Source organism: Streptomyces sp. NK15101 (genome assembly GCF_020400725.1).
Lineage (GTDB): Bacteria > Actinomycetota > Actinomycetes > Streptomycetales > Streptomycetaceae > Streptomyces.
Genome location: NZ_JAINVG010000113.1, coordinates 1 through 18843, shown reverse-complemented (window position 1 = coordinate 18843; position 18843 = coordinate 1). Strand labels below are relative to the sequence as shown.

The window sequence follows — 18843 nt, the reverse complement described above, 5'->3', positions numbered from 1 at the left end:
GCGGCGCGGGGGCCGGGGTGGGGGCGTACGGCGCGGGCGTCGGCGCCTGCTGCGGGTAGCCGTACGCCGGGGCGGGAGCGGGCGTCGTGGGGCCGTACGGGCCGGGCTGCGGCGTCGGCGGCAGATAGGGCTGCTGCACGCCGGGGTGCGGGGTCGGCGGCGGAGTCTGGCCGACGGGCGGGAAGACCGCCGACCCGACGCCCGCGCCGCTGCTGACCGGACCGCCCTGGACGATCATCGGCGCGCCGGTCTGGCCGGCGGCCAGGACCCGCAGGCACTCGTCGCGCATCGCGGCCGCGCTGGGGAACCGCTCGTTCGGGTTCTTCCGCAGCGCGCGGGCGACGAGCGCGTCCATCGCCGGCGTCACCGAACGGTTGACGGAGGACGGGGCGACCGGCTCCTCCTGCACGTGCGCGTAGGCGATGGCGAGCGGCGAGTCGGCGTCGAAGGGGAGACGGCCCGTCAGCAGCTGGAAGAGCATGATGCCGACCGAATAAAGGTCGGAGCGGGCGTCCACCGCACGGCCGAGGGCCTGCTCGGGGGAGAGGTACTGGGGGGTGCCGACGACCATGCCGGTCTGCGTCATCGAGGTGACCCCGGACTGCATGGCCCGCGCGATGCCGAAGTCCATGACCTTGACCACACCACGCTTGGTGGTCATCACGTTGCCCGGCTTGATGTCGCGGTGGACCAGGCCCATCTCGTGGCTGACCTCGAGCGCGGCCAGCACGTCGGCCGTGACCTTCAGCGCCTTGTCGGCCGGCATCGCGCCGTACTGCTGGACGTCCGCGGCGAGGACCGAGCCGAGCGGCTGCCCCTCCACGTACTCCATGACGATGTACGGCATGACGGCGCCGTCGAGGGTGTCCTCGCCGGTGTCGAAGACCGAGACGATGTTCGTGTGCGACAGCTTCGCGACGGCCTGCGCCTCGCGCCGGAACCGCTCGCGGAAGGACTGCTCCCGGCCGAGCTCCGTGTGCAGCGTCTTGATGGCGACCTGCCGGTCGAGGGCGCTGTCGTAGGCCAGGTAGACCGACGCCATGCCGCCCTCGCCGAGAAGATCGCGCAGCTGGTACCGGCCGCCCGCGACCGAACCGCCCGCGTAGCGGCCCTGTGCGCCGTCCTGGCTCATCTGTGCTTCCCCCTACGCGCGCGTGGCGGCGTCGATCCGGAATTTCCTGGCGCAAGTCTGCCGTAGGGCAGTGACACGTCAAGCCGCGCCTCGGTTCGGTACCCGTTCCGTGACCCTCCGCACAGGAAGCGTCTCCGCGCGGTCGGGGGAAACCCGCCGAATTTGCACAGGTGTACGTCGAAGGGGTTGGATGGCCGGTCCATCTCGGACCGTGGGGTCGTACGGAGCCTGTAGCGTGAAGACCGGACACGGCACGACAGACGACGGCGAGGACTGATGGCACCCGAATCCGGAGCAGGTGGCGGTGTGCCGGACGCGTCGGCGGAATCGTGGGGCGAGGGCGGCGTCGTCGGCGACGGCCGTTACCGCCTGACGCACCGTCTGGGCCGGGGCGGCATGGCGGAGGTCTTCGCCGCCGAGGACGTACGGCTCGGCCGCACCGTGGCCGTCAAGCTGCTGCGCGCCGATCTCGCCGAGGACCCGGTCTCCAAGGCCCGCTTCACCCGTGAGGCGCAGTCCGTCGCCGGACTCAACCACCACGCGATCGTCGCCGTGTACGACTCCGGCGAGGACCTCGTGGGCGGCCGGCCCGTGCCGTACATCGTGATGGAGCTGGTCGAGGGCCGCACCATCCGCGACCTGCTGCTCAGCGCCGAGGCGCCCGGGCCCGAGCAGGCGCTCATCATCGTCTCCGGCGTCCTGGAGGCGCTGGCCTACTCGCACCAGCACGGCATCGTGCACCGCGACATCAAGCCGGCGAACGTGATCATCACGCACACCGGTGCGGTGAAGGTCATGGACTTCGGCATCGCGCGCGCCCTGCACGGCGCCCAGTCGACGATGACCCAGACCGGCATGGTCATGGGCACCCCGCAGTACCTCTCCCCCGAGCAGGCCCTCGGCAAGGCGGTCGACCACCGCTCCGACCTGTACGCCACGGGCTGCCTGCTCTACGAACTCCTCGCTCTGCGGCCCCCCTTCACCGGCGAGACCCCGCTGTCCGTCGTCTACCAGCACGTCCAGGACGCCCCGGTCCCGCCGTCCGAGGTGACGGGATCCGTGCCGCCGGAGCTCGACGGCCTGGTCATGCGCTCGCTCGCGAAGGACCCGGACGACCGGTTCCAGAGCGCCGAGGAGATGCGCGGGCTCATCCAGTACGCCCTCCAGATGCTCCAGCAGCAGGGCGGTTACACCGGCGCGTGGAACACCGGGCCGGTCGAGACGTACGAGGGCGGGCACACCCCGGTCGGCGGCATGGCCACGACGGCCGCGATGGGCCACCCCATGCACGGCGAGACCGCGCAGGGCCCGATCCTTCCGCCGGTGAACCCGAACGACGGCGGCTACGACGGCGGCACGGTCGCCACCGGCTACGGCCAGGACGGGTACGCCTCGCGGAACGGCGGCAACGGCGGCCGGGCGAAGGTCCTGCTGTTCGCCGCGCTCGCGCTGATCGCGATCGTCGCGGGCGTCGTGTACGCGGTCGACAAGGCGGGTGACCGGGACCCCGGCGTGAAGTCGCCGACGACCACCGTCAGCACCTCGCCGTCGACCGCCTCGGAAAAGCCCACCCCCTCGGAGGAGCCCACCGAGGAGCCCAGCCAGGACACGGGCACGTCGACCGGCGGCCAGACGCAGCAGCCGTGGGACCCGCCGACGACGTACCAGCCGACCCACCCCACGGGCACGCCGACGACCGAGACGCCGACGCCGACGACCGCGCCGCCGACCGCGCCCACGGGCACGCCGACGGCTCCGACGGGCGAGCCGACGACCGTGCCCCCGACGGAGCCGACGGGCGAGCCGACCGGCGACACCACCGGCGGCAACGAGAACCCGGACACCCCGCCGCCGGGCTCGGGCACCGAGACGGGCTGACGGCGCCCCGCCGGCGGAGCCGTACGCGCTCCGCTCAGCCGGCGAAGGCGTCGCGGACCGCCGCGTACTCGCGCGTCCACCAGACCGCCAGGGCCGACACCGCGGGGAACTGCGGGTCGGCCCTCCGGTCGTGCAGCCGGTAGCGCCAGTGCAGGGTCCAGAAGTCGTTGAGCCGCTCCCACCACACCCGGTGCGCCGCCGCGGCCAGCTCGGCGCCGTCCGCGCCCGTCGCCCTCCGGTACGCGCGCGCGTACGCCCGCACCTTCTCCAGGGCCAGCTCCCCCTCCGGCCGTACGAAGAAGATCGCGGCGGCCCTGACCGCCTCCTCGGCCCTGGGACGGACCCCGAGCCGGTCCCAGTCGACGATCGCGGCGGGCTCGGCGCCCCGGTACAGCAGGTTCAGCGGATGGAAGTCGCCGTGCACCCAGCCGGCGGCGGAGGCGGACGGCGGCCGGTGGTGGGCGTGCTGCGCGAGCAGCCTGCGCCGCTCCCTGAGCCGGTGCTCGGCGAGCGCGTCGAAGCTGTCGCGGGGGCGGTGCGCGCGGGCGAGGCGGAGCAGTTCCTCGATGGCCCGGAAGGTGTCCTCGGGGCGGGCGCTCTCGTGCTCGCCGCCCGGCGGTGGGGACTCCATGACCTGCTCCAGGCAGGTGTGGACGCGGCCGAGGAGGGTGCCCAGGCGGCGGGAGCAGCCGGTGGAGAGCTGGGTGCCGTCGCGGTGGCGGCCGTCGATCCAGGGGTGCAGGGCGTAGCAGTGGCCGCCGACGAGGGCGACCGTGCGGCCCCGGCTGTCGGGGAGCGGCGGGGCCACGGGCAGACCGAGGGCGTGTAAGCGCTGGGTGGCGCGGTGCTGGCGGGTGATGGTGGCCCGGTCCGAGGTGGGGGCGTCCAGGTGTTGCTTGAGGAAGTACGCGCCGCGGGTGGTGGAGAGCCGGTAGCCGCGGTTGAGCAGGCCCTCGGTCACGGGGACGCAGGAGAGGGGCTCGCCCACGTCCGTGTAGCGGCGCAGGAGGGGGCGGATGGGCAGAGCGTGGGGTGCAGATGAGCGCGGCACTCCGCAGATGTTAGATCACGCTGCGTGGTGGCGGTGTCGCTCCACGGGACGGGGTCCGGAGCCGGTCGTGGACCGGGGCTCGCAGCCGGTCGTGGACCGGGGCTCGGGGCTGCTCTCGGGCCGGTTCTCGGAGCGGGCCTCGGGCCGGGCCTCGGAGCCCGCGTCGGAGGGCGTCTCGCGAGACCTTCCGGCAGTCGCCCCGGCAGACGTCCTGGAGGGACTCTCGGAGGCGTTTCCGGCCGGCTCCCGCGCCGGCTCTCGCGCCGGGTCCTCGGCGGGGCTTCCCGTGGGGCTCCCGGCGGTGCTTCCCGTGGGGCTCCCGGGCGGCGTCCCGGTCTCCGTCCGCCCGCTGTAGTCGAGCTCGTGGACCGTCACGAACTGCGGCTCGATCCGCATGAACACCGGGGTGAAGGGCTCGCCGTCCACCCGGGTGGGCTCGGGGCCGAAGGCCGCCAGCTCCTCCTCCGTCGGCTCGACGATCTCGGCCGTGCCCGTGAACTGCACGGACCAGACGTGCTCGGCGCCGGAGTCGCAGTTGTCCGCGCCGTACGCGACCACGCTGCCGTTGCAGGCGCGGTGGTAGCCGAGGCCCCGGTGCATCCGGAGCAGGACGCGGCCGTCGGCCACGACGTGGCGGGCGGGGGCGACGAACGGCATCGCCCGCATGCTCGTCGCCACCCGCCCGTACGCCACGCGGCTGAGCAACTCGATGGCGCGGATCTCGTCGGTGGACATGGTCTCCACTCTCCGCCACCGGCACCGTGTCGGAAAAGGGGCCCCTGCCCCGGTTCGACGGGACATAAGTCCCGAGACGGGCCGCCGCCCCCACGGGCAGGGGCCGGCGGCCCGAGGGCGTCAGTGGCGTTCGGCCTGGAGCCGGGCCACGTACGCCGCCGCCTGCGAGCGCCGCTCCATGCCCAGTTTCGACAGCAGGCTGGAGACGTAGTTCTTGATGGTCTTCTCCGCGAGGTGGAGCCGCTCGCCGATGACCCGGTTGGTCAGGCCCTCGCCGATCAGGTCCAGGATCCTGCGCTCCTGCTCCGTCAGGTTGGCGAGCTTGTCGTCGCCCTTCGGGTTGTTGCCGTCGCGCAGCCGCTCCAGGACCCGGGCGGTGGCCACCGGGTCGAGCAGAGACTTGCCGGCAGCGACGTCCCGCACGGCGTTCAGCAGCTCGTTGCCGCGGATGGCCTTGAGGACGTAGCCCGAGGCCCCGGCCATGATCGCGTCGAAGAGCGCCTCGTCGTCCGCGTACGAGGTCAGCATCAGGCACTTGATCGACTCGTCCTTCGAGCGGATCTCCCGGCACACCTCCACGCCGCTGCCGTCGGGCAGCCGGACGTCGAGCACCGCGACGTCGGGGCGGGTCGCGGGGATCCTGACCAGCGCGTCCGCCGCCGTCCCGGCCTCGCCGACCACCTCGATGTCGTCCTCCACGGAGAGCAGCTCATGGACGCCGCGCCGGACGACTTCGTGGTCGTCCAGCAGAAATACCCGGATTTTTCCTTCTTCGCGCACGCGGTCAGTCTCACATATTGGGTCTTCCGGCGCCCGGGGTGCGCGGGATAACGTGCCGGGTGTTCCGACGACGGCGTCGGGTCGTTGTCCATGCTCTGACCAGGGATGAGTCCCCCCTTTTCTCGATTTACTTGGAAATCCAAGCAAAATCGCAGGTCAAGTGGGGTTTCGCGGGAATGCCGCGTAATGGGTAACGTGCCTATGACGGCGCTCGCCGGGGCATCTTTCACGCCCGACTCCGGCCGCGTCGCACCCACCCCGTGCGAAGGTACGGACAAGGCGGAGCCGCACTGGCCTCACCGGCGAACCCGGAGGCCGGACCGACGGAGGAGCACGCACGTGACCGTGGAGAGCACTGCCGCGCGCAAGACGACGCGACGCAGCAGCGGCACCAAGCGCACCGCAAGCGCGAGCACGAGCACCACCAAGAAGGCGACGGCCACCACGGCCACGGAGCCCGAGCTCGTTCAGCTGCTGACGCCCGAGGGGGAGCGAGTCCAGCACCCCGACTACGACATCGATCTGAGCGCCGAGGAGCTGCGCGGTCTGTACCGCGACATGGTCCTCACCCGGCGCTTCGACGCCGAGGCGACCGCCCTGCAGCGCCAGGGCGAGCTGGGCCTGTGGGCCTCGCTGCTCGGCCAGGAGGCCGCCCAGATCGGTTCGGGCCGGGCCCTGCGCGACGACGACTACGTCTTCCCGACCTATCGCGAGCACGGCGTCGCCTGGTGCCGCGGGGTCGACCCGACGAACCTGCTGGGAATGTTCCGCGGTGTGAACAACGGCGGCTGGGACCCCAACAGCAACAATTTCCACCTGTACACGATCGTCCTCGGCTCGCAGACCCTGCACGCCACCGGCTATGCCATGGGCATCGCCAAGGACGGCGCGGACTCCGCCGTGCTCGCCTACTTCGGTGACGGTGCCTCCAGCCAGGGCGACGTCAACGAGTCGTTCGTCTTCTCCGCGGTCTACAACGCCCCGGTCGTGTTCTTCTGCCAGAACAACCAGTGGGCCATTTCCGAGCCCATCGAGAAGCAGACCCGCGTCCCGCTCTACCAGCGCGCCCGCGGTTTCGGCTTCCCCGGCGTCCGCGTCGACGGCAACGACGTCCTCGCGTGCCTGGCCGTGACCCGGTCCGCCCTGGAGCGCGCCCGCCGCGGCGAGGGCCCGACGCTCGTCGAGGCGTTCACCTACCGCATGGCCGCCCACACCACCTCCGACGACCCGACGCGCTACCGCCGCGACGCGGAGCGCGAGGCGTGGGAGGCCAAGGACCCGATCCTCCGCCTCAAGGCGTACCTGGAGAACGAGGGTCACGCCGACGCGGCCTTCTTCGAGGAGCTGGAGGCGGAGAGCGAGGCCCTCGGCAAGCACGTCCGCGAGGTCGTCCGCGCCATGCCCGTCCCGGACCACATGGCGATGTTCGACCACACGTACGCGGACGGGCACGCGCTCGTCGACGAGGAGCGCGCTCAGTTCGCCGCCTACCAGGAGTCCTTCACGGGCGGAGAGGCCGAGTAATCATGGCTGTTCAGAAGCTTCCCCTGGCGAAGGCGCTCAACGAGTCCCTGCGCAAGGCCCTGGAGACCGATCCCAAGGTCGTCATCATGGGTCTGGACGTCGGCAAGCTCGGCGGTGTCTTCCGGATCACCGACGGTCTGCAGAAGGACTTCGGCGAGGACCGGGTCGTCGACACCCCGCTCGCCGAGTCCGGCATCGTCGGCACCGCGATCGGCCTCGCGCTGCGCGGCTACCGTCCGGTCGTGGAGATCCAGTTCGACGGCTTCGTCTTCCCGGCGTACGACCAGATCGTCACGCAGCTGGCGAAGATGCGGGCCCGTTCGCTCGGCACCGTGAAGATGCCGGTCGTCATCCGCATCCCCTACGGCGGTGGCATCGGCGCCGTCGAGCACCACTCCGAGTCCCCCGAGTCGCTCTTCGCGCACGTCGCGGGCCTCAAGGTCGTCACCCCGGCGAACTCCTCCGACGCCTACTGGATGCTCCAGCAGGCGATCCAGAGCGACGACCCGGTGATCTTCTTCGAGCCCAAGCGCCGCTACTGGGACAAGGGCGAGGTCGACACCGAGGCCATCCCCGGCGAGCTGCACAAGGCCCGGGTCGCCCGCGAGGGCACGGACCTCACCCTCCTCGCCTACGGCCCGATGGTGAAGACCTGCCTGGAGGCGGCCGCGGCGGCCGCCGAGGAGGGCAAGTCGATCGAGGTCGTGGACCTGCGCTCGATCTCCCCGCTCGACTTCGACACCATCCAGGCCTCGGTCGAGAAGACCCGCCGCCTGGTCGTCGTCCACGAGGCGCCGGTGTTCTTCGGCTCCGGAGCGGAGATCGCCGCCCGGATCACCGAGCGCTGCTTCTACCACCTGGAAGCCCCCGTCCTGCGGGTCGGCGGCTACCACGCGCCGTACCCGCCGGCGCGCCTGGAGGAGGAGTACCTGCCGGGCCTGGACCGCGTGCTCGACGCCGTCGACCGCTCGCTGGCGTACTGAGGAGAGCACGACCATGACGATCCGCGAATTCAAGATGCCCGACGTGGGCGAGGGCCTGACCGAGGCCGAGATCCTCAAGTGGTACGTCCAGCCCGGTGACACCGTCACCGACGGGCAGGTCGTGATCGAGGTCGAGACGGCCAAGGCCGCCGTCGAGCTGCCGATCCCCTTCGACGGGACGGTCCACGAGATCCTCTTCCCCGAGGGCACCACGGTCGACGTCGGCCAGGTCATCATCTCGGTGAACGTGGGCGGCGGCGCCGAGCCCGAGGCCCCGGCCGCCCCGGCCGTGGCCGCCGCCCCCGCCCAGGAGACGGTGGCCGAGCCGGAGCCGGAGGGCCGCCAGCCGGTCCTCGTCGGCTACGGCGTGGCCGCGAGCTCCACCAAGCGCCGCGCCCGCAAGGCGACGCCGGGCGCTCCGGCCCAGACGGCCGAGGTCGCCGTGCCCGCCCCGGTGGTCCCCGAGCAGCTCAATGGACACGGCCCCGTGGTCGGCCGCCCGCTGGCCAAGCCGCCGGTGCGCAAGCTCGCCAAGGACCTCGGCGTCGATCTGGCGACGGTCACCCCGACCGGTCCGGACGGGATCATCACCCGCGAGGACGTCCACGCGGCGGCCGCTCCGGCGCCCGCCCCGGTGGCCGCTCCGGCGGCCGTGCCCGCGCCGGCCGTCGCCGCCCCGGCTCCGGCGGCCGCGGCTCCGGCCGCCGCCGTCCCGGCGGACGCCCGGGAGACCCGTATCCCCATCAAGGGCGTACGGAAGGCCACGGCGGCGGCGATGGTCGGTTCGGCCTTCACCGCCCCGCACGTCACCGAGTTCGTGACCTTCGACATCACGCGCACGATGAAGCTGGTCGAGGAGCTCAAGTCCGACAAGGACATGGCGGGCCTGCGGGTCAACCCGCTCCTCCTCATCGCCAAGGCCGTCCTGGTCGCGGTCAAGCGCAACCCGGAGATCAACGCGGCCTGGGACGAGGCGGCGCAGGAGATCGTCCTCAAGCACTACGTGAACCTGGGCATCGCCGCGGCCACCCCGCGCGGTCTGATCGTGCCGAACATCAAGGACGCGCACGCCCAGACCCTGCCCGAGCTCTCGCAGTCCCTGAGCGAGCTCGTCGCCACCGCCCGCGAGGGGAAGACGACCCCGGCGGCGATGCAGGGCGGCACCTTCACCATCACCAACGTCGGCGTCTTCGGCGTCGACACCGGTACGCCGATCCTGAACCCCGGCGAGTCCGCGATCCTCGCGGTCGGTGCGATCAAGCTCCAGCCGTGGGTCCACAAGGGCAAGGTGAAGCCGCGCCAGGTCACCACGCTGGCCCTCTCCTTCGACCACCGTCTGGTCGACGGCGAGCTCGGCTCCAAGTTCCTGGCGGACGTCGCCGCGATCCTGGAGAACCCGAAGAGGCTCATCACCTGGGCGTAGTGGCCGGGTTCGCCTGTTTCACGTGAAACATCCGGTGGTGGCATCAGCCGCCACCGGATGTTTGGGTCGAGGGCATGGACCTCCCTCTCGCACCGCTGCACAGTGCCGGGCCGGTACGGCTCGGCGTGACACTCGACGAGGCCGTCGCGGCCGTCTCCGCCTGGGGGGAACCCCGGGTGCGCACCCGGCCGAACCGCGTCCTGGTGACCGTCTCGACCGTCTGCGACGGGGTGGGTGTCGAGGTGCTCCTGGAGGAGGAGGACACCGTCACGGCTGTCGAGCTGTGGTGGCCCGCGGAGGGGCGGGAGACGTCGACGCGGGTTCTCCTGGGCGGTGCCGACGTGTTCCGTACCCCCGCCGACGAGCTGCTGAGGGACCTCGCGGCCCATGACGGCGACGGCGAGGACCCGTTCGTCCCCGGGCTCTCGCTCGGCTTCACCCGCCGCACCTCCCAGGAGGTCGCGCGCCGGCCCGACGGACTCCCGGTGCACTTCACCTCCGTGCTTGTCGGTGGCGAGGACTACTACGACTTCCGGCTCCGGTGAGGAGATCGAGGATCTGCCGACTCCGGTAAGGAGTCCAGGATGCGGACGCGGCTGTCTGTTGCACCCCTGTTGTATCTATGCTGTGCACATGCCATCAGCGCAAGCCGGTCCCGCTCCCCTGCCCACCAAGCAGCCCCCCGCGGCCGACCGCGTCTACATGCACGTCAAGCAGGCCGTACTCGACCGGCGCTACGAGGGAGGCACCCTCCTCACCGAGGGCGAACTCGCCCAGGCCGTCGGGGTGTCCAGGACCCCCGTCCGCGAGGCGCTGCTCAAGCTGGAGATGGAAGGGCTGCTGAAGCTCTACCCGAAGAAGGGCGCCCTCGTCCTCGCCGTCTCCGCGCAGGAGATCGCCGACGTCGTCGAGACCCGGCTGCTCGTCGAGGAGTTCGCCGTCCGCCGGGCCGTGCCCGCGCCCGCGCCCCTGACCGCCCGCCTCGAAGAGCTCCTGGAGGAGCAGAAGCGGCACGCCGAGGCCGGCGACCTCGCCGAGGTCGCCGTCACCGACCGCTGCTTCCACGCCGAGATCGTCAAGCACGCCGGCAACCAGATCCTCGTCCGCCTCTACGACCAGCTTCGCGACCGCCAGCTGCGCATGGGCGTCGCCGTGATGCAGTCCCAGCCCGACCGCGTCGCCAAGAACATCACCGAGCACGCCGAGATCCTCGACCGCATCAAGGCCGGCGACGTCGAGGGCGCCGCGCACTGCGTCCGCCAGCACCTCAGCTGGGTCAAGGTCCTGGTCCGGGGTGAGGCCCGGTGAGCAGGGACCACGGATCCGCCGTCACCCTCCCCGGGGACCCGCCCGGCGGCCGCCGCGCCGCCCTCGTCTGGGGCGTCGGCGTCGCCGTCTACTTCGTCGCCGTCATCTTCCGCACGTCCCTTGGCGTCGCCGGCCTCGACGCCGCCGACCGCTTCGACGTCAACGCCTCGGCGCTCTCCACCTTCTCCATCCTCCAGCTGCTGGTCTACGCCGGCATGCAGATACCCGTCGGCCTCATGGTCGACCGGCTGGGAACCAAGAAGGTCCTGACCCTCGGCGTCGTGCTCTTCACCGTCGGCCAGCTGGGCTTCGCGCTCTCCCCCTCGTACGGCATGGCGCTCGGCTCCCGCGCCCTCCTCGGCTGCGGCGACGCCATGACCTTCATCAGCGTCCTGCGGCTCGGCAGCCGCTGGTTCCCCGCCCGCCGGGGCCCGCTCATCGGCCAGGTCGCCGCCCTCTTCGGCATGGCCGGCAACCTGGTCTCCACCGTCTTCATCGCCCGCGCCCTGCACGACCTCGGCTGGACGGCCACCTTCGTCGGCAGCTCGCTGGCGGGCGTCGTCGTCCTCGCCCTGCTGCTGCTCTTCCTCAAGGACCACCCCGAGGGGCACGAACCGGAGCCCGCCCGGCACGCGGGCGCCGCCTTCGTCCGCCGCCAGATCGCCGAGTCCTGGCGGGAGCCCGGCACCCGGCTCGGCATGTGGGTGCACTTCACCACCCAGTTCCCCGCCATGGTGTTCCTACTGCTCTGGGGCCTGCCGTTCCTCGTCGAGGCGCAGGGCCTCTCCCGGTCCACCGCCGGGACGCTGCTCACCCTGGTCGTGCTGTCGAACATGGTCGTCGGCCTCGCGTACGGGCAGATCATCGCCCGCCACCACGCGGCCCGCGCCCCGCTCGCCCTCGGTACGGTCGCGGCCACCGCCCTGCTGTGGGGCGCGACCCTCGCGTACCCCGGCGACCACGCCCCGATGTGGCTGCTCGTCACCCTCTGCCTGGTCCTCGGCGCCTGCGGACCGGCCTCGATGATCGGCTTCGACTTCGCCCGCCCGGCCAACCCGCCGGAGCGGCAGGGCACCGCCTCGGGCATCGTCAACATGGGTGGCTTCGTCGCCTCGATGACGACGCTGCTCGCCGTCGGCGTGCTGCTCGACGCGACCGGCGGCGACTACCGGACCGCGTTCTCGTCGGTCTTCGTCCTGGAGGCGCTCGGCGTCGTGCAGATCCTCCGCCTCAAGGCCCGCACCCACCGCAGGGAACGGGAACGGCTCGTCGCCAGCCGCGTGGAGGCCGTGCACGTGCCGGTCTAGGACGAGGACGGCCTACCGGGGCGTCACCGCGAAGTTGTCCAGGATCGCCGCCGCGAGGTCCGCGTCGCCCTCGGTCTTGACCCGGTCGGACACCTCGGACGGACGGACCCGGCCGCAGGCGAGGCGGACGAACGTCTCCCAGTCCGTCGCCAGCGTCACCGCGGGGCCCAGCGACGGCGCGCCGTCGATCGAACCGCGGCCCTCCGCGTCGACCCGTACCGTCCGCAGGAACTCCACCGGACCGGTCACGTCGAGCACCACCGCCGATGACGGGGGCGCCCCGGCCTCCTTGGCGACCACGTCCGGCAGCGCCTCCAGGAGCACGTCCCGGGCCACGAGCGCCCCGGCCGAGTCCAGGTTGCCCGGCACGCCCAGCGCCGTCCGCAGGTCCTGCTCGTGCACCCACACGTCGAAGGCGCGCGTCCGGTAGGCCACTTCGAGGGACCACTCGGCGCCGAGGGGAGCGCGGATCAGATGCTCGGGGGAGCGGTTCTCGTTGCGGAGCTGGCGGGCCCGCCGGATGAGGATGTACTCCAGCTCCGAGGTCATCTCCGGGGCGGTGTGGTGCCGCCGCACATCGACCTGGACCTCCATGTAGCGGGCGAAGTCACTGCGCACGTGGTACAGGTCACGGGGCAGGGAGTGGATCGGCCGGGGATCGCCGAGCATCTCCGTCTCCATGCCGATCACGTGGGAGACGATGTCCCGCACCGACCAGCCGATGCACGGGGTCGGCCGGTTCCACTCGCCCTCCACGAGCGGCTGCACCAGCTCGGCTATCGCCTCGATGGAATGGGTCCAGGCGTCGGCGTAGTTCTGGAGGCTGGGATGGACGGTCACGGGACCCCTCGGCGGTTCTTCGGTGCGCGGGCTGAAAACACGACTGGGTGGGAGGCTCGGACGCTAAGTTACGCTGCCCGAAGGCACCCCGGCAGTGCTTTCGTGTGACGATCGTAGGCCGGTGTTGACGGCTCCAATGCCAGGACGGTGGTAGTGTGCGCGCCTCGCTGATCCAGATCGCGGTAGACCCGGACGAACCGGTCGATTCCCGCCGTGCCCGTGCGGCGCGTCTCGTACGGGAGGAATCAGGCCACGCCGACCTCGTGGTCCTGCCGGAACTGTGGACCGTCGGCGCCTTCGCCTCCGACCTCTTCGCCGCCGAGTCCGAGCCGTTGAACGGCCCCACCCACCGGGCCATGGCGGAGGCCGCCCGCGACGCCGGGGTCTGGCTGCACGCCGGCTCCTTCGTCGAGGCTGAGGGCGGCGCCCTCTACAACACCTCGCTCGTCCTCTCCCCCGACGGCGAACTCGTCGCCTCCTACCGGAAGATCCACCGCTTCGGCTTCGACAAGGGCGAGGCCGTCCTCATGGCCGCCGGGGAGGACCTCGTCACCGTCGACCTGCCGCACCTCACCGTCGGCGTCGGTACCTGCTACGACCTGCGCTTCCCCGAACTCTTCCGCGGCCTCGTCGACGCGGGCGCCCAGGCCTTCGTCGTGCCGGCCGGCTGGCCCGCCCGCCGCCGCGCCCACTGGACCCTCCTGGCCCGGGCCCGGGCCGTCGAGAACCAGGCGTACGTCCTCGCCTGCGGCACCGCCGGCACCCACGCGGGCGTGGAGCAGGCCGGGCACTCGATCGTCGTCGACCCCTGGGGCGAGACCCTCGCGGAGGCCGGCCCGGACGAGGAGACCCTGCGGGTCGTCCTCGACCCGGCGAAGGTCCGGACGACCAGGGAGGAGTTCCCGGCGCTCAAGGACCGGGTCCTGGGGATCGCGGCACCGCGCACCCGCCGCGCCTGAACCTCCTGGATCCACGGAGAGGGATCTCGTGAACGACCCTGAGAAGGCGGCGGTCGCCGCCTTCGCGGAACTCTTCGGCCCGCCGCCCGAGGCACCCGCCCCACCCGTCGACTGGGACGCGGTCGAGGAGTGGCTCGGGCTGCGGCTGCCCGCCGACTACAAGGCCGTGGCCACCGCCTACGGTCCCCTCGACATCGGCGAACGGCTCTGGTTGCACACCCCGTTCGCCGACGACGCCCTCCTGTTCGACTACGGCCGGTTCGTCGACCACGGCCGCCGCGCCCACCCCGGACTCGTCGCCTTCGGCGCGACCCGCATGTCCGACACCCTCTACTGGGACACCACCGCCTCCGACGACCCGGACCGGTGGCCCGTCGTCGTCCACGTGCAGAACCTCGCGAACGCCGGCAAGGAGCCCTGGTTCCGCCCCGGCACCACCCTCCTGCCCACCCTCGAACGCTTCGTCTCCGACGGCCTGCGCCCCGACATCACCCGCAGCCGCCTCGCCGGCGACCGGGCATACGCCTGGACCCCGCCGCCCCGCCGCCCCGAACCCACCCCCGAGCGGCACGCCGCCTTCGCCGGGGGCAGCGGCCTGGAGACCCTCACCGCCCTGGTCCCGCCCCCGGCCGAACCGCTCCTCGGCGAGCAGAGCTGGGAGTGGCTGTACGAGCGCCTCGGCACCCGGCTCCCCACCGAGTTCGTCGCCCTGATGGAGACCTACGGGGCGGGCGAGTTCTGCGAGTGGCTGCGGTTCGGCCTGCCGCTCGGCACCGGACACTACGACCTCGCGCCCTCCGTCGAGTGGTACGGCGCCGCCTACCGGGACCTCCGGGCCGATCACCCTCAGTACCAGCCGCTGGCGGTCTGGCCCGAGCCGGGCGGCTTCCTCAACTTCGCCGACACCATCGACGGCGACGAACTGTGCTGGCTCACCGAGGGCGACGACCCGGACGCCTGGCCGCTGATCGTCATTCCCCGCCACGCCGAACAGGGACCGCCGCTCACCGGAACCCTCGTCGAGACCCTGCTCGCGTGGCTGCGCGGCCACCTGGTCCAGGAAGGGTTCCCCCGCCTCGTGCGGCGCGGCCAGGACCCCGTGGAGGCCCTGGAGTTCCTCGAGTTCCACTCGTACGGGGCGAACGCGGGCCGGACCGCCCGGTAGGCGATCAGTACTGGGACTCGACCCAGAAGTGGGTCGCCCGGGAGAGGCCCGCCCTCACCGCCCCGATCCGCGTCAGGGCGGACCGGTCGACGCCCGCGAAGACCAGACCGAGGGCGAGGTCCCCGCCCTCGGCACGCCCTCCGACGCGCACGGAGAGCCTGCGGCCCTTGCCGCGCCCGGTCTCGCGGACGGTGATCGTGACGCCGGGGTCCTCGTCGTCGGCGGCGCGGACCAGGACGTAGCCGTGTTTGTCGAGGGCGGTGAGCCGGTAGTGGTCGCCCGCGTACCGCATCGCCAGGGCGCGCTGCTCCAGGGTGGCGCCGAAACGGTTCCGCGTCATGTACACCACCCGGTCGCCGACCCGCAGCGTGGACCGGTTGAGGGTCGGCAGCCTGATCCCCTCGACGTGCGCCCCGCGCGCCTCGAAGGAGGCGGTCGGCAGCAGCCCGCCGCGCACCTCCGAGACGAGCGACTCGGGAGACGTACGGGGAAGGGGGCAGGTCAGCGTGATCTCGCCGAACTCCGGCGAGGCCCCCTTCCAACCGGCCCGGTGGTCGTGCCGGTTCCCCTCCTTCCACGCCCGGAGGTCGAACGGCGTGACATGGGTGTGCATGTGTCTCCGGCTCCTGCTCGTCCGAGGGTGCATCGTATGCTCCACCGCCGAGCCGACCCCGGACCAGACCCGAGCCGACCCCGAACCAGACCCGAACCAACCCCCGAACCAATCCACCGGGATTGGACCTGTGAAGGCGACCGACTCCTCGCCAGACTGGGTCCATGAGCAGCGACATCCGCCCCGAGACCCTCGCCGTCCACCCGCCGCACGTCGAGATCACCGGCAGCAGGCCCCTCGGCGTGCCCCTGCACCAGGGCCACGTCTTCGCCTTCGACTCGGCCGACGCCCTCGCCGAGGGCTTCACCTCGCCGGACGCGTTCCTCTACTCCCGCCTCGGCAACCCCACCGTCCGCACCCTGGAGGACGCCGTCGCCCGCCTGGAGGGCGGGACCGCCGCCCGCTCCTTCGCCTCCGGCATGGGCGCCATCAACGCCGTCCTCCTCGGCCTCCTCGGCAGCGGCGACCACGTCATCGCCCAGACCTGCCTGTACGGCGGCACGTACGCGGTCCTCACCGACCTCGCCGCCCGCTGGGGCGTCCACGTCACGTACGTCTCCGGCACCGACCCGGAGGAGGTACGGGCGGCCCTGCGCCCCGAGACCCGGCTCCTCTACCTGGAGACCATCGCCAACCCCACCACCCGCGTCGCCGACCTGCCCGCGCTCGCCGCCGTCGCCGCCGAGGCCGGGGTCCCCGTCGTCGTCGACAACACCTTCGCCTCCCCGCTGCTCTGCCGCCCCCTCGACCACGGTGCCGACGTCGTCGTCCACTCCGCCACCAAGTACCTGGCCGGGCACGCCGACGTCCTCGGCGGCATCGCCGTCTTCAAGGACCCCGAGCTGTACGGCAGGGTCCGCCACCACTCCGTCGAACAGGGCGCGTCCACCGACCCGTTCGCCGCCTGGCTCACCCTGCGCGGCATGCAGACCCTCTCCCTGCGCATGGAGCGCCAGTGCGCGAGCGCCGCCGAGCTCGCCGCCCGGCTCGAAGCGCACCCGGCGGTCGAGGCCGTCCGCCACCCGGCCCTCGCGAGCCACCCGGACCGGGAGATCGCCGCCCGCCTGCTGCCCGCCGGCGGCGGCGGGGTGGTCTCGATCGACCTCGCGGGCGGCCGGGAGGCGGGCCGCACCTTCGTCGAGGCGGTACGGCTCGCCTCCCTGAGCGTCTCCCTCGGCGATGTGAAGACGCTGGTCATGCACCCGGCGTCCACCTCCCACCACCAGCTCGACGCGGCGGCGCTTGCCGCGGCCGGCATCGGCGCCGGCACGGTCCGGCTCTCGGTCGGCATCGAGCACGTCGAGGACCTGTGGGCGGACCTGGAGCAGGCGCTCACCAAGGCGTCCTAGCCCCCCGTTCCCGCTCCCCGCCCGGTCCTCCCGTTCCGCCTAGTCCTCCCGTTCCCGCTCGGCCATCCGGATGACGCACACGGCGACCGCGATCTGCAACGCCGCGTCCGCGTCCTCGCGGACCACGTTCACCGCGTACGTCTCGCGGACGTGGAACCACTGCCGGGAGACGTGGGCCAGGAGTTCGCCCTCGTACTCGACGGTGAACTCCCGGTCCAGGATCCGGCCGCTGACGTCCAGTCCGGTCCCGTCGACGAGCGTCACCCGGTAGTGGTTGCGGAGCAGGGAGAGCCGCTTGCGGCGGACGGTCGCGAGCGGCCGGCCGTCCCGCTCGATCGTCATCGCGTCCCGCAGGCTGAACATCTTCTGCCGCAGGGTGACGAGGACCTGCCCGTCGGGGGCCTTCAGCTCCAGGGTGTCGCGCAGCCGCAGGGCCTTGCCGTCGACGAGGAAGGCGTGGCGGCCCTGCTCGTCCTCGATCCAGTAGTCGTCGCCGATCGCGAAGATCTTGTCCCGTACGAGATATTTCACGCGCCTATGTGTGCCCGGCCCGGAGCGCTTCTCACCCGAAGTAACGGGTGAACGGCTCCGGGGACGCGCCCAGCATCTCCCCGAACGGCGCGTCCAGCTGGTTGATCAGCAGGACCGTGAAGGCGATGAACCCGGAGAGCCCCATCACCATCACCACGTGCGTCGCGCTCCTCCTGATCCCGAACAGGAACATGAACGCGAGCGTGAGCGCGCCGCCGATCAGCAGCCCCGTCCACAGCACGGGGGAGAGCCGCTCCTGCGCCGCCGCCTCCCGGCCCCGCCGCGCGTCGTCGATGTAGCCGATCTGGGCCAGGACCTCCTGGGCCGCGATCTGCTCCGGCACCTTGGCCGAGTCGTCCACCTCGGCCGCCCTCCGCAGCCGTTCGAGCAGCTGCCAGCCGGACGGGTCGAGCTGTTCGCGCTCCGCCATCCTCGGCCATTCCACGCCGACGACGTGATCGGCGTACGCACGGGCCGCGTCCTTCAGCGGCTGTCGCCGGGCGGCGGGGAAGGCGTCCGCGAGGAGGTACGTCTGGTGCAGGGCGCTGGCCTCGGCCTGGACGTTGTCGGCGGCGTCGGTACGGGTGTCCCAGACGGACACCAGACAGAGGCCGAGCACCACCGCGTAGAGGACCGAGACCATCATGGCGATGTACTCGGCGACGTCCTCGCGCGGTTCCTCGTCCTCGCCGAGCGGGAAGAGCCGGGTCTTGGCGAAGACGGCGAGGGCGGCGGCGAGCGCGACGCCGAGGACGACGACGAGCGTCTCGAACAGGGCCACGGTCACTTCACCCGGCTGCCGAGCAGGGCGGCCGCGACGGCCGCCGGGATCAGAAGCAGCAGCAGCATCGTCACGACCCCGAACTCGTGCGCCTCCCGCGCCCGGCGCCGCAACCGCCCGAGGAACCCCTCGTTGTCGGGCAGGGCCTCGACCCGCTGCCGCCGCTGCTCCCGGTCGCCGGTCGCGAGCCCCGCCTCCGGTACGTCCTGCGGCGGGCCCACGGGGACGGGGGCGGCGGTACGGGGCGCTGCCGGCGGCACGGGGGGCGGGACGGTTCGTGGTACGGACGGGGGCGCGTCGGGCGGGGCGGCTCCGGGTACGCCTTGGGACACGGCACCGGGAACGTCACCCGGAACCGCCGGAGCCCCGGGCGCACCTCCGGCACCGACGACCCCGACTGCACCTCCGGCCGCAGCAGCCCCAGGAGCACTGGCCGCCCCAGGAGCCCCGGCTGCTCCAGAAGCTCCACCCACTCCGGAACCTC

The 18843-nt window shown here is 72.3% G+C and carries 18 protein-coding genes and 1 pseudogene; 10 read left to right on the top strand and 9 right to left on the bottom strand.

The annotated features are described in order from the left end of the window. Window positions 1–1132: protein kinase (locus K7G60_RS35050; RefSeq protein ID WP_225805005.1), on the bottom strand; the 1132-nt coding region annotated here is incomplete at its 3' end. Window positions 1133–1408: 276 nt separating this feature from the next. Between K7G60_RS35050 and K7G60_RS35045 the strand changes: the two genes are divergently transcribed. Beyond that, window positions 1409–3010 carry a protein kinase gene (locus tag K7G60_RS35045; RefSeq protein WP_225805004.1) on the top strand — a complete coding sequence of 534 codons (1602 nt, stop codon included), beginning with the start codon at window positions 1409–1411 and terminating at the stop codon, window positions 3008–3010. A 34-nt stretch (window positions 3011–3044) separates the two neighbouring features. Here K7G60_RS35045 and K7G60_RS35040 read toward each other — a convergent pair whose 3' ends face one another. The 3 genes and pseudogenes from K7G60_RS35040 to K7G60_RS35030 all read right to left on the bottom strand — a co-directional run bounded on the left by K7G60_RS35040 (window position 3045) and on the right by K7G60_RS35030 (window position 5576). Then, complete coding sequence (locus K7G60_RS35040) at window positions 3045–4061, bottom strand: phosphotransferase (protein WP_225805003.1); 1017 nt, start codon at window positions 4059–4061, stop codon at window positions 3045–3047. A gap of 324 nt (window positions 4062–4385) precedes the next feature. Continuing rightward, window positions 4386–4796: pseudogene (locus tag K7G60_RS35035) on the bottom strand (pyridoxamine 5'-phosphate oxidase family protein); the annotation flags it as partial. A 120-nt stretch (window positions 4797–4916) separates the two neighbouring features. Then, window positions 4917–5576: a response regulator transcription factor gene (locus K7G60_RS35030; protein WP_225805002.1), complete on the bottom strand. Its 660-nt coding sequence runs from the start codon at window positions 5574–5576 to the stop codon at window positions 4917–4919. Window positions 5577–5915: 339 nt separating this feature from the next. Between K7G60_RS35030 and pdhA the strand changes: the two genes are divergently transcribed. The 6 genes from pdhA to K7G60_RS35000 all read left to right on the top strand — a co-directional run bounded on the left by pdhA (window position 5916) and on the right by K7G60_RS35000 (window position 12121). Further along, window positions 5916–7100: a pyruvate dehydrogenase (acetyl-transferring) E1 component subunit alpha gene (gene pdhA / locus K7G60_RS35025; protein ID WP_225805001.1), complete on the top strand. Its 1185-nt coding sequence runs from the start codon at window positions 5916–5918 to the stop codon at window positions 7098–7100. A gap of 2 nt (window positions 7101–7102) precedes the next feature. Continuing rightward, the gene (locus K7G60_RS35020; RefSeq protein ID WP_225805000.1) at window positions 7103–8083 is read left to right on the top strand and encodes an alpha-ketoacid dehydrogenase subunit beta; all 981 of its coding nucleotides are present in this window, start codon (window positions 7103–7105) and stop codon (window positions 8081–8083) included. Window positions 8084–8096: 13 nt separating this feature from the next. Then, window positions 8097–9506 (top strand): dihydrolipoamide acetyltransferase family protein, encoded by a 1410-nt coding sequence (locus K7G60_RS35015; RefSeq protein ID WP_225804999.1) that lies wholly within the window; start codon window positions 8097–8099, stop codon window positions 9504–9506. Window positions 9507–9580: 74 nt separating this feature from the next. After that, complete coding sequence (locus K7G60_RS35010; protein WP_225804998.1) at window positions 9581–10051, top strand: hypothetical protein; 471 nt, start codon at window positions 9581–9583, stop codon at window positions 10049–10051. Window positions 10052–10139: 88 nt separating this feature from the next. Next, on the top strand, window positions 10140–10814 hold the full coding sequence (locus K7G60_RS35005; protein WP_225804997.1) for a GntR family transcriptional regulator: 675 nt from the start codon (window positions 10140–10142) through the stop codon (window positions 10812–10814). Then, entirely contained in the window at window positions 10811–12121 is a 1311-nt protein-coding gene (locus tag K7G60_RS35000; protein WP_225804996.1) for a nitrate/nitrite transporter, read from the top strand. The genes K7G60_RS35005 and K7G60_RS35000 overlap by 4 nt, the downstream gene beginning before the upstream one ends. 12 nt (window positions 12122–12133) lie before the next feature. Here the strand turns inward: K7G60_RS35000 and K7G60_RS34995 are convergent, their stop codons facing one another. Beyond that, on the bottom strand, window positions 12134–12961 hold the full coding sequence (locus K7G60_RS34995) for a maleylpyruvate isomerase family mycothiol-dependent enzyme (RefSeq protein ID WP_225804995.1): 828 nt from the start codon (window positions 12959–12961) through the stop codon (window positions 12134–12136). Between the two features lie 155 nt (window positions 12962–13116). On the opposite strand from K7G60_RS34995, the gene K7G60_RS34990 reads away from it, so the two are divergent. Next, window positions 13117–13920 carry a carbon-nitrogen family hydrolase gene (locus tag K7G60_RS34990; RefSeq protein ID WP_225804994.1) on the top strand — a complete coding sequence of 268 codons (804 nt, stop codon included), beginning with the start codon at window positions 13117–13119 and terminating at the stop codon, window positions 13918–13920. Window positions 13921–13948: 28 nt separating this feature from the next. Then, window positions 13949–15085 (top strand): SMI1/KNR4 family protein, encoded by a 1137-nt coding sequence (locus K7G60_RS34985; protein ID WP_225804993.1) that lies wholly within the window; start codon window positions 13949–13951, stop codon window positions 15083–15085. 4 nt (window positions 15086–15089) lie between these two features. Here the strand turns inward: K7G60_RS34985 and K7G60_RS34980 are convergent, their stop codons facing one another. Further along, the gene (locus K7G60_RS34980) at window positions 15090–15698 is read right to left on the bottom strand and encodes a hypothetical protein (protein ID WP_225804992.1); all 609 of its coding nucleotides are present in this window, start codon (window positions 15696–15698) and stop codon (window positions 15090–15092) included. 164 nt (window positions 15699–15862) lie between these two features. Here K7G60_RS34980 and K7G60_RS34975 point away from each other — a divergent pair, with 164 nt between their 5' ends. Next, window positions 15863–17047, top strand: a complete 1185-nt coding sequence (locus K7G60_RS34975; protein ID WP_225804991.1) for a PLP-dependent aspartate aminotransferase family protein — start codon at window positions 15863–15865, stop codon at window positions 17045–17047. Window positions 17048–17086: 39 nt separating this feature from the next. Here K7G60_RS34975 and K7G60_RS34970 read toward each other — a convergent pair whose 3' ends face one another. Genes K7G60_RS34970 through K7G60_RS34960 form a run of 3 tightly spaced genes read right to left on the bottom strand, consistent with a single transcriptional unit; the run spans window position 17087 to window position 18619 of the window. Continuing rightward, window positions 17087–17578: an LURP-one-related/scramblase family protein gene (locus tag K7G60_RS34970; RefSeq protein WP_225804990.1), complete on the bottom strand. Its 492-nt coding sequence runs from the start codon at window positions 17576–17578 to the stop codon at window positions 17087–17089. 31 nt (window positions 17579–17609) lie between these two features. Continuing rightward, window positions 17610–18359 (bottom strand): DUF4239 domain-containing protein, encoded by a 750-nt coding sequence (locus tag K7G60_RS34965; protein WP_225804989.1) that lies wholly within the window; start codon window positions 18357–18359, stop codon window positions 17610–17612. Between the two features lie 2 nt (window positions 18360–18361). Continuing rightward, window positions 18362–18619 carry a hypothetical protein gene (locus K7G60_RS34960; RefSeq protein WP_225804988.1) on the bottom strand — a complete coding sequence of 86 codons (258 nt, stop codon included), beginning with the start codon at window positions 18617–18619 and terminating at the stop codon, window positions 18362–18364. Between the last annotated feature and the right edge of the window lie 224 nt (window positions 18620–18843).

What these genes read in the sequence shown, in the direction of transcription:
- K7G60_RS35045 (WP_225805004.1), top strand. Translation starts at nt 1,409, where the DNA reads ATGGCACCCGAATCCGGAGCAGGTGGCGGTGTGCCGGACGCGTCGGCG.
- K7G60_RS35020 (WP_225805000.1), top strand. Translation starts at nt 7,103, where the DNA reads ATGGCTGTTCAGAAGCTTCCCCTGGCGAAGGCGCTCAACGAGTCCCTG.
- K7G60_RS35015 (WP_225804999.1), top strand. Translation starts at nt 8,097, where the DNA reads ATGACGATCCGCGAATTCAAGATGCCCGACGTGGGCGAGGGCCTGACC.
- K7G60_RS35010 (WP_225804998.1), top strand. Translation starts at nt 9,581, where the DNA reads ATGGACCTCCCTCTCGCACCGCTGCACAGTGCCGGGCCGGTACGGCTC.
- K7G60_RS35005 (WP_225804997.1), top strand. Translation starts at nt 10,140, where the DNA reads ATGCCATCAGCGCAAGCCGGTCCCGCTCCCCTGCCCACCAAGCAGCCC.
- K7G60_RS34980 (WP_225804992.1), bottom strand. Translation starts at nt 15,698, where the DNA reads ATGCACACCCATGTCACGCCGTTCGACCTCCGGGCGTGGAAGGAGGGG.
- K7G60_RS34975 (WP_225804991.1), top strand. Translation starts at nt 15,863, where the DNA reads ATGAGCAGCGACATCCGCCCCGAGACCCTCGCCGTCCACCCGCCGCAC.